Origin of the sequence: Paenibacillus sp. RRE4, assembly GCF_031844205.1 — a bacterium.
GTDB classification, from domain to species: Bacteria; Bacillota; Bacilli; order Paenibacillales; family Paenibacillaceae; genus Paenibacillus; species Paenibacillus xylanexedens_B.
Window position 1 is genome coordinate 2,774,129 of sequence record NZ_JAUZUT010000001.1, and the last position, 14,576, is coordinate 2,788,704.

General features: G+C 45.0%; 11 protein-coding genes. All 11 read right to left on the bottom strand.

The genetic code is table 11. From position 1 onward, the window contains the following. Window positions 1-112 precede the first annotated feature (112 nt). Window positions 113-2,575, bottom strand: a complete 2,463-nt coding sequence (gene gyrA / locus Q9R46_RS12495) for a DNA gyrase subunit A (RefSeq protein ID WP_311280278.1) — start codon at window positions 2,573-2,575, stop codon at window positions 113-115. Between the two features lie 12 nt (window positions 2,576-2,587). Beyond that, window positions 2,588-4,567, bottom strand: coding sequence for a DNA topoisomerase IV subunit B (gene parE / locus Q9R46_RS12500; RefSeq protein WP_145331676.1), 1,980 nt, complete (start codon window positions 4,565-4,567; stop codon window positions 2,588-2,590). 76 nt (window positions 4,568-4,643) lie between these two features. After that, complete coding sequence (locus Q9R46_RS12505; RefSeq protein ID WP_145331677.1) at window positions 4,644-5,633, bottom strand: ABC transporter permease; 990 nt, start codon at window positions 5,631-5,633, stop codon at window positions 4,644-4,646. Beyond that, entirely contained in the window at window positions 5,626-6,591 is a 966-nt protein-coding gene (locus tag Q9R46_RS12510) for an ABC transporter ATP-binding protein (RefSeq protein WP_311280279.1), read from the bottom strand. Before Q9R46_RS12510 ends, Q9R46_RS12505 begins: the two co-directional genes overlap by 8 nt. Then, entirely contained in the window at window positions 6,592-7,467 is an 876-nt protein-coding gene (locus Q9R46_RS12515; RefSeq protein WP_311280280.1) for a GDSL-type esterase/lipase family protein, read from the bottom strand. It abuts the gene before it with no gap. A 240-nt stretch (window positions 7,468-7,707) separates the two neighbouring features. Next, a complete protein-coding gene (locus Q9R46_RS12520; protein WP_311280281.1) occupies window positions 7,708-8,436 on the bottom strand; it encodes a CAP domain-containing protein in 729 nt (242 codons plus the stop codon). Between the two features lie 284 nt (window positions 8,437-8,720). Then, window positions 8,721-9,179 carry a GNAT family N-acetyltransferase gene (locus Q9R46_RS12525; RefSeq protein ID WP_145331681.1) on the bottom strand — a complete coding sequence of 153 codons (459 nt, stop codon included), beginning with the start codon at window positions 9,177-9,179 and terminating at the stop codon, window positions 8,721-8,723. Next, window positions 9,169-10,356 carry a formate-dependent phosphoribosylglycinamide formyltransferase gene (purT, locus tag Q9R46_RS12530; protein WP_311280282.1) on the bottom strand — a complete coding sequence of 396 codons (1,188 nt, stop codon included), beginning with the start codon at window positions 10,354-10,356 and terminating at the stop codon, window positions 9,169-9,171. The genes Q9R46_RS12525 and purT overlap by 11 nt, the downstream gene beginning before the upstream one ends. Before the next feature lie 238 nt (window positions 10,357-10,594). Next, window positions 10,595-11,632, bottom strand: a complete 1,038-nt coding sequence (locus Q9R46_RS12535) for an NAD(P)/FAD-dependent oxidoreductase (RefSeq protein WP_311280283.1) — start codon at window positions 11,630-11,632, stop codon at window positions 10,595-10,597. Window positions 11,633-11,703: 71 nt separating this feature from the next. Then, window positions 11,704-12,705, bottom strand: a complete 1,002-nt coding sequence (locus tag Q9R46_RS12540) for an ABC transporter substrate-binding protein (protein WP_311280284.1) — start codon at window positions 12,703-12,705, stop codon at window positions 11,704-11,706. A gap of 131 nt (window positions 12,706-12,836) precedes the next feature. Continuing rightward, on the bottom strand, window positions 12,837-14,498 hold the full coding sequence (locus tag Q9R46_RS12545; protein WP_311280285.1) for an AraC family transcriptional regulator: 1,662 nt from the start codon (window positions 14,496-14,498) through the stop codon (window positions 12,837-12,839). Window positions 14,499-14,576: the final 78 nt, after the last annotated feature.

Genomic DNA, 14,576 nt, shown 5'->3' on the forward strand with positions numbered 1-14,576 from the left:
AAGGTTGTTAAACTTCGCTTGATGATGCACTTCTCATCCGCCCAAGAACAACAAAAAAAGACTCTTCACCCGACAGAATCAGCACTGCCAGCGAAGAGTCTTTTTATCTTTTTTAGGAGGTTGTCCCCGGTTGATTCTCATTAAAATCCTGAATAAGCTCGGTAATTTCGTCCTGTTTGTCCACAGGAACAAGTAATTTACCGATGTGTTTACGTTCTGTGAGTGGAACGCTCTCGGATGAGATCGTATGGGCTTGTCCCTCTTTGGTCATCACCGTCAACTGACGTTGTTCTTTACAGTAGAATGCACCTGCAATACGGCTACCGTTTGGTTTAACGCGTTTACCTTCCTTGAATTCAAAGGTAACCACGCCTTTACCACCACGGCTCTGCGGGGCATAGTCCAGGAGCAAGGATCGTTTACCATAACCGAGGTCACTTAATACAGCTACCTCTCCCTCATCTCCCTCTACCCAAAGCACAGAGACTACTTCATCTGTATCTTTCAATTGAATACCGCGAACACCACCAGAGACACGTCCCATCGGATTCACTTCATCTTCATGGAAACGTATCGCCATCGCTTCTTTGGTAATCAGCATAATGTCTTTCCCGCCCGTACTTAGATGTACGGACAGCACTTCATCATCCTTAGCAACCTTGCATGCCGCTACGGCACCGGAACGCTTTGTAACGTACTCCTTAAGTTCAGTTCGTTTGACCTGTCCCTTTCGGGTTACAAATACCAGACTGTGATCTGGTTCCTCGAACGATTTGATCGCCAGTACACTGGTGATCCGATCATCCTTCGCCAGTGGAATCACATTGACGATGGCGGTACCCGGATCTTTCCACTTAAACTCCGGCACCTGATGCACAGGCAAGAGGAAATATTGCCCTTTTTGTGTGAAGACAAGCAGATTCTCCAACGTATTTACTTCAAGCACCTGGGAGATATAATCTCCTTCTTTCACACCGCTGGCACTTCGCTCACCGCCAGAACGTGTAAAGGACTGCATACTCGAACGTTTGACATATCCTTCTTTGGACAATGTCACAAATACATCTTCTGCGTTGACCAATACTTCGAGATTAACCTTAAGCTCCTCTACTTCACCCTGAATGGCGGAGCGGCGCTCAATTCCGTACTTCTCTTTGATCTCCAGGAGTTCTTTGCGAATGACCCCGATCAGCTTGCGATCACTATCGAGAATCGAGCGTAGCTGTGAAATTTTCTTCATGAGATCATCCAGCTCTTTTTGCAACGAATGAATCTCCAGATTCGTCAAACGATACAACTGCAAGGTGAGAATAGAATCCGCTTGACGTTCCGTGAACCCAAACATCCAGATCAGATTGTTTTGAGCATCCTGACGATTTTTCGAAGCTTTAATCGCTGCAATGACTTCATCCAAAATGTTAAGGGCTTTCACCAACCCCTCCAGGACATGAGCACGGTCTTCCGCTTTCTCCAGCTCATACTTGGTTCGGAAAGTTACTACTTCGCGTTGGTGAGCAATATAAGCTTCCAGAATTGCTTTTAAACCAAGTTGTTGCGGCGCTTTGTTTACAATGGCGACCATATTGAAATTGTATGTGACTTGCAGGTCGGTTTTTTTCAGCAAATAAGCCAAAATCCCTTGTGCGTCTGCATCTTTTTTCAGCTCAACAACAATCCGTAATCCTTCGCGTCCACTTTCATCCCGAACTTCTGCGATACCTTCAACCTTTTTCTCCAGGCGGATATTTTCCATCGCCGTCACAAGACGGGATTTGACCACCTGATAAGGAATCTCCGTAATAACGATCTGCTGCTTGCCGCCGCGCATATTTTCGATCTCGGTTTTGGAACGTATGTAGATTCGTCCTTTACCTGTACGATATGCATCCAGGATACCGTCGCCGCCCATAATTAAGCCGCCTGTTGGAAAATCAGGTCCCTTGATGAACATCATGATTTCGTCCAGTTCAATCGATGGTTTCTCCATAACAGCAATACAAGCATCAATCGTTTCGCGCAAATTATGCGGTGGAATCTCGGTTGCAAAACCAGAAGAGATTCCGCTTACCCCATTTACGAGAAGATTGGGATAACGGGAAGGCAACACAACCGGTTCCTTGGCTGTATTATCAAAGTTATCTTTAAACAACACGGTGCGCTTCTCAATATCACGAAGCATCTCCATCGCAATGGGTGACAAACGAGCCTCTGTATAACGCATAGCTGCAGCGGGGTCATCATCTTGTGAGCCCCAGTTGCCGTGTCCGTCTACAAGCATATGGCCCATTTTCCACGGCTGTGCCATCCGCACCATACCTTCATAGATCGAGGAATCACCATGAGGGTGATAATTACCCATAACGTCTCCTACCGTTTTGGCAGACTTACGATATGGCTTCTCCGGTGTATTGCCCGAGTCGTACATGGCGTAAAGAATACGCCGCTGTACTGGCTTCAATCCATCCCGCACATCGGGAATGGCTCGATCCTGGATAATATATTTAGAGTAGCGACCAAAACGGTCACCAACGACCTCTTCAAGAAAGGCCGGCATAAATTGTTCTGATAGACTCATTCCAAGCACCTTCTATTCTTCGTACTCTGTAAAGTCGACATTCTCTACAATCCAGCGTTTGCGTGGATCTACTTTGTCACCCATCAGTGTAGATACACGACGCTCTGCTTTGGCTGCATCCACGATCTCCACTTTTAGCATAGCACGTGTCTCCGGGTTCATCGTTGTTTCCCACAGTTGATCCGGGTTCATCTCACCAAGTCCTTTATAACGCTGCAACTCGACATTATTTCCGAACTCTTTCATATAATTCGCAAGTTCTTCGTCCGTCCAGGCATATCTTACCGTTGCCATCTTGCCGGATTTACGAGTGAGTTTATATAAAGGCGGCTGCGCAATATATACTTTCCCTGCATCAATTAACGGTTTCATGTAACGGTAAAAGAACGTAAGCAGCAACACCTGAATATGTGCGCCATCCGTATCTGCATCCGTCATGATAATGATTTTGGAATAATTGCTGTCCTCTACGGCAAACTCCGTTCCGATTCCTGCGCCTATTGCTGCTGTAATTGCACGATACTCTTCATTTTTCAGAATATCCGCCAACTTGGATTTTTCCGGATTCAACGGTTTGCCTTTTAACGGCAGAATCGCCTGTATTTTGGAATCCCGTCCTTGCTTGGCTGAACCGCCTGCAGAGTCACCTTCCACGATAAACAATTCATTGCGCGTAAAATCCTTCGATTGCGCTGGCGTGAGCTTGCCATTCAAATTAGAACTTTCACTGCGCTTTTTCCCTGTACGCATCTCGTCACGGGCTTTCCGCGCGGCTTCTCTCGCTTTGGACGCCTGCACCGCTTTGCGAATCAAGGTCTGTGCAACCTGCGGGTTCTCTTCCAGAAAACGTTGGATGTTTTCGGAAACCACCGAATCAACAGCACTTCGAGCAGTAGCACTTCCGAGCTGATCTTTCGTCTGCCCGACAAATTCCACTTCAGACATTTTGACGCTAATTACCGCCATCATGCCTTCTCGAAGATCATTGCCTTCCAGATTTTTATCTTTTTCCTTGATCATGCTGGTACGCCGAGCGTAGTCGTTCATTACACGGGTGTATGCTGCCCTGAATCCGGTCTCATGCGTTCCCCCGCCACGGGTCGGGATCGAATTGACAAAGGAAGCAAGTGTTTCTGTATAACCCGCATTATACTGGATTGCCACTTCTACCTCGATATCGTCCTTATCGGCATAGAAGTGTATAACATCATGAAGTACGTCTTTATTTTCGTTCAAAAACTCGACAAACTGGCTCGCGCCGCCCTCGTACATGAATTCATCCTGGTTGCCTGAACGTTCGTCCTTCAGCACAATTTTCAGACCCGAGTTCAGAAAAGCAATCTCCTGAAGGCGTTCTGCCAGCGTATCATAGTTCAACTGAATTCCATTGTGAAAAACGCGAATATCCGGTTTAAACGTAACTTTGGTGCCTGTGCGATTGGTATTACCCAATACTTCAAGACCGGTTACGGGTTCCCCTACATGTTCGACGCCTTTTTTGTCCTGCCAATATTCGAAACGTTGACGATGGATCTTGCCATCACGGAAGATTTCGACTTCAAGCCACTCTGACAATGCGTTAGTGACCGAAGCCCCTACACCGTGCAGACCACCTGATTTTTTATATCCTGATCCACCGAACTTACCGCCTGCGTGCAAAATCGTAAACACGACCTGGGGAGTGGGAATCCCTGTTTTATGTATACCTGTCGGAATTCCCCTTCCGTTATCCTGAACCGTAATAGAACCGTCCTTATGCAGCGTGATATCGATTTTGGAGCAGAATTTGGCTAGGTGCTCATCGACAGCGTTGTCTACGATCTCCCATACCAAATGATGTAGACCTGAAGTACTGGTGCTGCCGATGTACATCCCCGGCCGTTTCCGAACCGCTACCAGTCCTTCAAGTACTTGAATGTCGTCCGCGTCGTAGCCCGAGGCGCCCTGTCCTCCGCCTGTCGAACCTGCCGACATATCGATTTGCTCGACCATTCATGCTCCCCCTTCTTAACTTGAAACTACAAAAATGCCTGAAATGCAAACAGATGTTTTCTTATCCTTGTCCATTTTAATTCAAGATATCCCGTTTCGTAAAGACAAGGAATGATACAATGAGTGATGCAGCGCCCCAAACACTAAGCACAATAAGGGAAAATCCGAGATTCATACCTTCAATTGGTGGCAGTCCGCCGGATAAATAATCAGGCAGTTCCAGGTTCACCATAAACAAATACTTCGCTGTTTCCCACGAAGCCGCCATGTTGGTTAGAATCGTTCCAGCAATCAGCGCTGCCATCATGATTACGATACTTGCCGCTGTACTGCGAACAAGAACGGATACCATAAAGGCCAGCATCGCCACGATGATACTCACAAACCAGATCAAACCTGCTTGCATCAGCATGTACTGCCATTGACTTACCGCATGTACGGCAGACATATCCACTTCGGTGCCAACCACTTTGAATCCCGTGAATACAGGCATGCCAAAACCTTTGTAACCAAAAACGGCCCCGGATATCCCGTAACAGATCACATAAGCAGAAACGACGATGATTGAAACAAACATGATCAATGTGATCAGTTTGCTTAAAAGCACTTTCCACCGTCTAACGGGGCGAGTCAGCAACATTTTGATCGTGCCTGTCGTCCGTTCTCCTGACACCAGGTCTGAAGCAATGGCCATAATCAGAAGCGGGATAAACAATCCAACGGCATTGTTCATAAACTCCCTTGTAAACGTCACACCGCCCGGTTCTTTCGGATTAATGTTATTTTCCAGGTAGTATTGCATCTGCTGGATATAGACGGTTCTGTACTTTTTGTATTCCTCGGGAACCCGATCACTGCCTAGCGAGTTCTGATTATCGGTAATAGCCTGTTGTAATTCAAGCCTCCAGTCACCACCGAACTTGTCTTGATTATTTTGAGCCGATTTCATCTGTGCATACGTGAACATCGGAACAAGGATGGCCAGAACGATAAAAATAATATAAAGGCGTTTCTTCTTGACCATTTTAATGGTCTCATTACGAATGAGCGGCATGATATTATTCAATGGATTCACCTTCTGTCATTTTTAAGAATAGTTGTTCAAGTGTAGGCTGAATCCGTTGTACGCCCTCAACCTGAATCCCTGCCTCAACCATTTGCTGTACCAGCTCCGGTATCCGTTCTTCATGCATCTCGGCAACAACAGCATTCGCGCCGAGCCCTGCAACAATCGTATCATCCATGACATCACCGGGGCGGTTAACCAGCGTAATCCCCTTATCAAGTAACATCTGACGGCCTGCATCAAAAGGTGTAAGATGCCATATCGCCACCTTGGAATGGTCTTCGATCAGTTCATTCACACCACCAACTGCGAGCACACGGCCGGCACTGATGATGGCTACCCGATCACAGAGAAGTTGAATTTCACTCAACAAGTGACTGCTGACGAACACGGCCATTCCCTCACTGGCAAGCTGCTTGATAAATTCACGTAACTCCTTAATCCCTTTGGGATCAAGTCCATTCGTTGGTTCATCCAGAATCAGTAACCGCGGTCTTCCAAGTAAAGCCTGAGCAATTCCGAGCCGCTGTCGCATACCCAGTGAATAGGTTCTAACTTTATCATGAATACGTTGATCCAGACGCACAATATTGACCACTTCCTGAATGCGGTCATGATCGACGCCTGGTTGCATCCGGGCAAAGTGCTCCAGGTTCTCCCACCCGGTCAAATATGTATATACCTCAGGATTTTCAACAATGGAGCCAACATATTTGAGTGCTCGTTCGGGATCACGATTCACGTCGTAACCACAGACCGAAATTTTTCCTTCTGTAGGTTTAATCAGATCAACCAGCATACGAATCGTTGTGGTTTTCCCCGCACCATTCGGCCCCAGAAAACCGAAAATTTCACCAGGTTTGACATCAAAAGTGACGTCTTTAATAATCCATTTCCGTCCAATTTTTTTCTTCAAGTGTTGTACGGACAAGACGGAATCATACTGTTTCTCTGCCATTTATTTAGCGCTCCCTTCTGCCGGTTTATTCCCTTTATATTCCTGTGCAATGCGAACGGCCATCTGCTGATAACCTTGTCCATTCGGATGGAAGTGATCAGAGGAAAGATATTCGTCCAGATGGTTCTCAAACAGATCAAAGGTTGGCACAAGGGTCATGTTATCTTCATTATTCAAAATGGACATCGCAGCGTCATTCCAGGCTGCAACAACAGCGTTGCCCGGCTTCTCCAGTTCCTTCACATTACCAAACGGATTATATAATCCGATGTATGCAATCTGAGCATTCGGATTGATTTCTTTCACTTTCTTCAAAATTTCCTGTAGACGTTTGGATGTATCTGGCAAGGCTGCAGCCAGTTTCTCAGCCGTTGGCGGGTCTTCACCTTGAAGAACCTGTCCACCTTGAAACAGGTCATTCGCACCGATGGAAAGTAAAATAAAGTTGGATTGTTGCAAAACATACTGAACCCCTTGTTCATCCAGCTTTTTTAACAGCGCATCTGTTCGGAGACCGTTTACACCCAGATTGTTAAGCACCTGTACATCGTTACCCTCATCTTTGAGCAGATTAGCCGCCCGTCTAACAAATCCGAGTCCTTCATCATCTCCTGTGCCTCTTGCAAGGGAATCGCCAATGACGGCCATTCGGATTTTCCCGTCTTCTACAATCGCTTTATTACCGCCGTTTTGAGCATCTTGAGCTGGCGTGGCAGTTTTCTGCCCCTCATTTAGTGTCGAATCCCCTTGCGGAAAAATAACATCTTTTATGGCGTAAGCAAATCCAAATATCAATAGCAGTGTTGCTACAATGGATATCGTGCTTACACTTCTCCAGATCCAAGGCGCTGAATCAAGATTTTTGTTCTTTTTCATCCATCACATCTCCAGTCGGATACAAATAATTTATAATGGCTTTCACATCAAGATATTGCTTATTCTAAATAACATAAGTCTTCTGTCGTTAATTTGCAAATTTTGCTGTTATATTCGGAAAGCGGAGCATTTCTCAACTCAAAAAATGGAAAAAAGCCATAGCACACACAGCTTTTCGGCTATGTGCACATATGACTTTTTTTATTATAAAATAAGTTATATATTATTCATTTCCAACTCTTATTTACCGATAAACTCTTGAGCCCAATATCCGTTATAGTAACCTACACCGATTTGCGTAAAATTTTTGCTCAGGATGTTTGCACGGTGACCCGCACTGTTCATCCAGGCTGTTACAACTTCCTGAGGTGTTTTTTGACCTTTGGCGATATTTTCACCAGCGTAGCTGTACGTTACTCCGAATTGTTTCATCATATCAAACGGCGAACCGTACGTTGGAGACTGGTGATCAAAATAGTTGTTGTTGCTCATATCTTTAACTTTTGCCATAGCGACCTTGTCCAGAAGAGCGTCGGATGCCAGTGCACCCAGACCTGCTTTGGCACGTTCAGCGTTCACGAGTTTCACCACTTGTGTAGCAAAATCGGATTGTGTGCTTTGTGTACCACCGTTATTACCTGTGCTTGAAGGATCTTTGGCTGGTGTAGTCGTAGCTGGTTTCTCTTCTTGTGCCGGCTTAGCAGGTGTGCTTGGTTGTTCAGGCTTGGTTACAGGCTGTGTTGTTGGTTGCTCCGCTGTTTGACCTTCCGAGACATTGTAACCGTTCTGCTTCAGCCATTGCTCAATATAAGCTTTCAAGCTATCCGCATTAACCACTTTATACGTTGTAACCGTCGTTGCTTTATATGTTGAATCTGCAGCAGACGCGGAGGCAGGAAGCATAATCCCTACGGCGAGTGCAGCTGTCAGACTGCCTGTCACAACTTTTTTCATCCAGTTCTTCTTCAAATTCATTCATCTCCTTAGAATTAATTATTACAACTTTGTAATGTCTACTCTAGGAGTATATCAATCCATTAAGAGATTGTGAACCCGTAAATACTGGAAAAATGACTTTTTTGTCATTATTGATTGTTTCAAAGCTATCTTGGACAGTTTATATAAGTACGCTACACCCTCGGCCTTATTAGTTTAAAAAACGGAGCTTCTTTTGAATCTATTGATTTGATGTACACACCTTATAAAAAAAGGCACTCAGTCAAGTTCACACTTGCTGAATGCCGGTTCATCTATTATAAAAGAACTTTACTGAAACGATAGCCTTTTTTCTGGAAGCCAATGTGCTCATAGAAGGAATATGTCGTTGAAGTGACTTCCCGATTCGCTCCAGTGACAAACAATTGCTTACCACCTTGCTGTTTGCCCCAGTCTTCGGCACGAGCCATGAGACGGCGGCCAATTCCGCTACCACGATGCTCCTGACCTACGATTAAGGAAGTAATCTGGGCAGCAGGTTCCGGATAGGCATGGCTTTGAACACATTGCAAGCCAATCACACCAATAATCTGTTCATCCACTTCGGCAACGAGCATGCACGCGTTCGGATTGCTTTCCAAACCTTCAATGCGTTCTTTCATTACATTGGTTGTTGTCGGATAGCTGACCTCTCGCATCAATCCTGTCACCGCTTCAGCATCTCGCAGTTCACACTCTCGGATCATCAGTACAGGGGCCTCCACATTATTGGACATGATTTACCTCCACTTTCAGCATATTTGCGGCTTGAACCGCTGTTTTACGAGCTTCTTCCACATCTGTTCCAGCACTAAGGGCTACAGCCATTCGGCGTCCTTGTTTCGTTTCAGGTTTGCCAAACACACGAACCTGAGTACGAGGTAATGCAAGTGCATCTTCAATTCCACCTATGGTGAAATCAGATGTTTCGACATCGGCCTTCAGCGTGGCTGAGGCTCCTGGTGTCAGCAAATGTACTTCTGTGACGGGAAATCCAAGGATAGCGCGCACGTGAAGCGCGAACTCTGAATTATCCTGTGTAACCATCGTGACCATACCTGTATCATGTGGACGAGGTGATATTTCACTAAATACCACTCCATCAGCTGTGAGAAAGAGTTCAACGCCAAAGAGGCCGTACCCGCCGAGCTCATCCGTAACTGTCTTTGCGATGTGACATGCCTGCTTCCATTGCTCCGATGTCATCGCATGAGGTTGCCATGATTCGACATAATCCCCGTCTTTTTGAATATGACCGATCGGCGGACAAAATACAGCGCCTGATGCCGATCTGACGGTGAGTAGCGTAATTTCACTCTCAAACTTCACAAAGCTTTCCACGATAACACGAACAGACTTGCCTCTCGCTCCCGAAAGAGCAATGTCCCAGCAGTTTGCTGCGTCATCAGGTATGCGGCATACACTCTGGCCTTTACCAGATGAACTCATCAATGGTTTGATAACACAAGGTGTACCTAGTTCACGAACAGCCTCTTGCAACTGTTCTAAACTATCCGCAAAGAGATAAGCGGCTGTAGGAAGATTCAATTGTTCGGCCGCCAGACGACGAATGCCTTCGCGATCCATAGTCAAACGAGCGGCTCGGGCCGTTGGCACGACACAAAAGCCTTCTTCCTCAAGTTCCAGCAATGCCTCAGTAGCAATGGCTTCAATCTCAGGTACGATGTAATGCGGTTGTTCCTTACGGATCAATTGTTTCAATGCCTCGCCATCTAACATGTCGATGCAGTAAGATCGATGTGCGACCTGCATGGCCGGTGCGTTCTCATAACGATCAACAGCGATCGTTTCCACACCGAGACGTGCGGCCTCAATGACGACCTCTTTACCCAATTCTCCGCTGCCTAGCAGCAGCATTTTTTTGGCTTGAGCCGAAAAAGGAGCACCCCACATGTTCTTTCCAATCCTCCCAAAGAGAAATCTTCTATATCTGTCTCTCTATTTTCGGGGTTTTGGTTAAAGATTGCAAGAGTACTCCCTATTTTTCTTGTGAATTTTACAAGATTTTTTGTGTTTTTTCGATCAAATTTTACAAATTACATTCTCAGATTCGATACTCTTTCCATTCCTCCCATTTTTAAGGATATAAAAATTAAAGAAGCATACAACCTAATTTTTCCTGTTATTTAATTCATCCTTTTAATAAGTCACTTTTCTCCAAATCACGATTTTTCTCCCGAAACAGTTCATTATGAGATGAAACGAAAGCCATTCCAGCCGCCGTTGGTTCAACGTAAGTTTTGGCACTGTTGACCGCAACAATCGCATCATTAAAAGCTCCCGCAATCAAACGAACTTTGCCTTCCCGTATCGCGCAGTCTCCTGCTGTAAAAATACCAGGTATATTGGTTTCACCCAATTGGTTCATGGCAATCATCCCTTCATCCATAACCAAACCGCAGCGGGCAAGGTTGCTTGCTTGACTCGTATAACCATGACTTATGATGATCTCATCGACTTCCACGTCTATGTTTTCACCTGTATCGGAATTGGATATAGCAACTCGGTTTATACGTTCCCCATTGCCATACAAGCGATCAATCTTAAAGGGTGTGAGTACCTTCGCCCTGCTTTTCATCTGTTTCACATTATGCTCCATTGCACGGAAAGCATCCTGTCTATGAACCACGGTTACCGTGTCAGCCAAGTCTGCAAGTTCAAGAGCCCAATCCACAGCGCTATTACCACCGCCCGAAATCAATATTTTTTTTCCCGCAAAATAATTCAGATTCTGTACCGTATAATGCAGATTACTCCGTTCATAATGATGTGCACTGTCCAGCTCCAGCTTCTGCACCTCGGCGATGCCCCGGCCAATGGCAACAATAACACTCCTCGTATAATGCACCTCACCCGTAAGCGTGTGTAGTGCAATTACTCCATTCTCCTGCCGGGTTAATGCATCAACACTCTGACCGAGCACCAGATTCGGTTTGAAAGTACCCGCTTGCTGAACAAGCCAGTCGATCAGCTTGGCACATTTCATTGGTGGCAGTCCGCCCACATCCCATATCGTTTTATCGGAATACGTGTGCAGAAAACCACCTAACTGATCCTTTCCTTCAATCAATTTCACTTTCATTTCACGCATGCCTGCATAAAAAGCCGCATACATTCCTGCTGGACCACCGCCAATAATCGTTACATCAACAATATCCTGATCATGCATGTCTAAACACTTCCTATCTAATGTTCACCGTTCATAGTAATCATGTGTTCTCCAAAGCCATTCCAGAATGTTTATTTGTTTTTCTCTTCAAAAGCAGCAACAATATCATCGATTACATAATTATCTGACATCGGGGCCATTCCAAGGTTAAACCACTCTTTGCCGCCTACGAGATATACATGATTATTTTTAACAGCCTTCAGGTTTTTCCATATTGATGTACTGAGCATGTCGTTATATTTCTTCTGAATTTCCGGATTTTCCTCATCATCAAGCTGAATAATCAGGTGATCTGCATCGTATTCTGGCAATACTTCCATTGAAATGGACAGTCCGGTTTCATCTTTTGGAAAGTTGCTTACAGGTTTTAAACCCAAGCGTTTGTGGACAAAAGCCCCCCGAGAAAGATTGGGACCATTCAAAACAATCTCTTTCTCCATCACTCGCACATATAACACCGTTTCATCACCGATGAGGCTGTGTAGCTTGTCCGCTCCCTCTTTTTCATGTTGCTTGAGATCTTCCAAAACCTGCTTGGCCTCTGTTTCCTTGCCTAAAACCGTAGCGATATCCTGTAGTTCTTCAGGCCATTCTTGACGCTCTGGCAGAAGCACTGTCGGTGCAATAGCCGAAAGCTGATCATAATCCTTCTTCGACCACCATGCAGGGGCTATGATCAAATCCGGATTCGCCTCCAGGATCGCTTCAAAATTGGGTGTTTTCGCAATTCCTATCTTCATCGTATTTTTGAAAGGCTCCTGCAAATACTTAGGGAAGTCCTCATGATAATTTTGAACAGCTACCGGAACAATACCGAGTGAATATAACAGCTCTGGATATACAACAGATAATCCAACCACATGCTTAGGAGACTTGGGAATCGTGATTTCGCCCATCTCGGTCTGAACGACTTTCACTTCACCTTTGTCATTCGTTGTATTCGTTGCGGTGCTGGATGAGCTTTTTTCGCTCTCTCCAGAAGCAGACGTATCTGGGCCAGTAGCCTGCCCACATGCACCTAGTAATAACACCATTAACATGACACCTGTAATAACCCACAATTTTGACTTCACTTCTTATGTACCTCCTAATATATGAAAAGATATGATAAGCACCAATCAATAATAATTATCATTATCAATTAGACATAGGAGTAGTATATTAAATAACGGCGTTCCAAGATATTGACGATTCCGACTTTATCTTATGGACGATATCGCCACAATTTTAACACTTCATCCAGCATCAATTCATGGGTAAAGGCCGTATAATCCAGCAAAACACTTGGGATCAACATATCGATGCAGTCATTTTGCGCCGCTTTTGTCGCCTTCCATACCTCTGACTGTTGAATTGATGCCCAAGTCTGTCTTGATTCTTCGTCTTCACTTACAATAAGCAATGCCCTGTCTATGGTTAATTCCGCTAGAGCACAGATATTAAAATGCGGATTATGCCAAATATACTCCATACCTTCTGGCGCCATTAACTGCATATCGTTATAGAACACCGAAGCGATTGTTTGCGGATTCATAACCTGTACTTCCGAACCATGCACACGAAGCACGATTAGCCGGTCTTGACGCACCTGCTTCGATAGCTGTGATCTAATCACAGCTGCCTTTTGTTCATATCTTTCGAGCCACACCTCAGCCGCCTCAAGCCGATTCATAAATGCAGCTACCGTTCTCAGATGATCCCGCCAATCTCCTTCCGACTGACTTAGCACACAAACAGGCGCGATTGAACTTAAATGCTGCATCATACTCTCGGACATTTCCTCACGAACAGCGACAATATAATCAGGACGAATCGCTTCTAATTGTTGCAAACAGCCATGCTCATTATCGATCAGAGGTATTACCTTATCCGTTTCGTATTTTCGTCTGTAATACGCCGTCCAAGGATGACTCGCTTGAGCAGCGGCAGGAATAATCTGGAGAGCCAGCAATGTTCCAATGCCAAGCGAGTGAACCGCAGCAATACGCTGCTTGCTATTTTGTATAAAAGCTGCTGGCGGGAGACCTGTGATTTGCTTGAATTTTCGCCGAAAGTACATCTCGTCTTGAAACCCTACACAAGCCGCAATTTCTTTCAATCTTGGACTGTGATCATTCCTCATCATGATCTGAGCCTGTTTGATCCGGTATATTGTCAAATAATCCATTGCGCTACAGCCATACATTTTCTTAAACAACCGCATGAAATGACGAGAACTCATTCGTGCAACTTCAGCCAAATCCCGTATCGTTATTTTCTTCATATACTGCTGTTCGATATAATGTCTAACTTGTTCAATAGGCAATGCCGGTTGTTGGGACCGTACATGAACCATATCATTAAAAATCCTATACAGTAGCTCCTGAAAACGAATCTGACTTAAAAAATGCTGCAGCCTGTTTTCCCCACGAATCAGTTGCTCGATTTCCTGACATAACAAACTCATGGCAACCGGTGAGCTACACTGGATCACACGGTCTCTCGTCTGCGTACACACTTGCTTCATCATGCCTAAAGCGGATGCCACGTTTGAGTTTGACTGTTCGCCTAAAAAAACATTAAATCTGATCTGATAGAGTCCTCCTTCTTCTTTCCCCCGAAGCTCTGCTTCGATCAGTTGTCCAGGCAGACCTATGTATGTTGATCCGCTTCTGAGTTCAATATACTGACCGTCCACAGTAAGCCATCCTTCACCATCCGTAATAAAAAGTAACAGATAACGATCCAGAAAGTGTTTTCCGAGACGCCAGTTTGATTCAGAATGACTCGTAACTGCTGACTCCAATTCAACCAACTTGAAATGCAACAGATTCAGCTGATCAAAAGATGTATATAAATTAGCCTCATCGGTGGCTTTAATCTGCATAATTTCCCCTCCAGAACTCTCTATTGTGCTTCATTTAATTATTTAAAATATAACATAATTTCGCGATTCATTTTCGAG

What these genes read in the sequence shown, in the direction of transcription:
- purT (WP_311280282.1), bottom strand. Translation starts at nt 10,356, where the DNA reads ATGTGGGGTGCTCCTTTTTCGGCTCAAGCCAAAAAAATGCTGCTGCTA.
- Q9R46_RS12525 (WP_145331681.1), bottom strand. Translation starts at nt 9,179, where the DNA reads ATGTCCAATAATGTGGAGGCCCCTGTACTGATGATCCGAGAGTGTGAA.
- Q9R46_RS12510 (WP_311280279.1), bottom strand. Translation starts at nt 6,591, where the DNA reads ATGGCAGAGAAACAGTATGATTCCGTCTTGTCCGTACAACACTTGAAG.
- Q9R46_RS12535 (WP_311280283.1), bottom strand. Translation starts at nt 11,632, where the DNA reads ATGCATGATCAGGATATTGTTGATGTAACGATTATTGGCGGTGGTCCA.
- Q9R46_RS12545 (WP_311280285.1), bottom strand. Translation starts at nt 14,498, where the DNA reads ATGCAGATTAAAGCCACCGATGAGGCTAATTTATATACATCTTTTGAT.
- gyrA (WP_311280278.1), bottom strand. Translation starts at nt 2,575, where the DNA reads ATGAGTCTATCAGAACAATTTATGCCGGCCTTTCTTGAAGAGGTCGTT.
- parE (WP_145331676.1), bottom strand. Translation starts at nt 4,567, where the DNA reads ATGGTCGAGCAAATCGATATGTCGGCAGGTTCGACAGGCGGAGGACAG.
- Q9R46_RS12515 (WP_311280280.1), bottom strand. Translation starts at nt 7,467, where the DNA reads ATGAAAAAGAACAAAAATCTTGATTCAGCGCCTTGGATCTGGAGAAGT.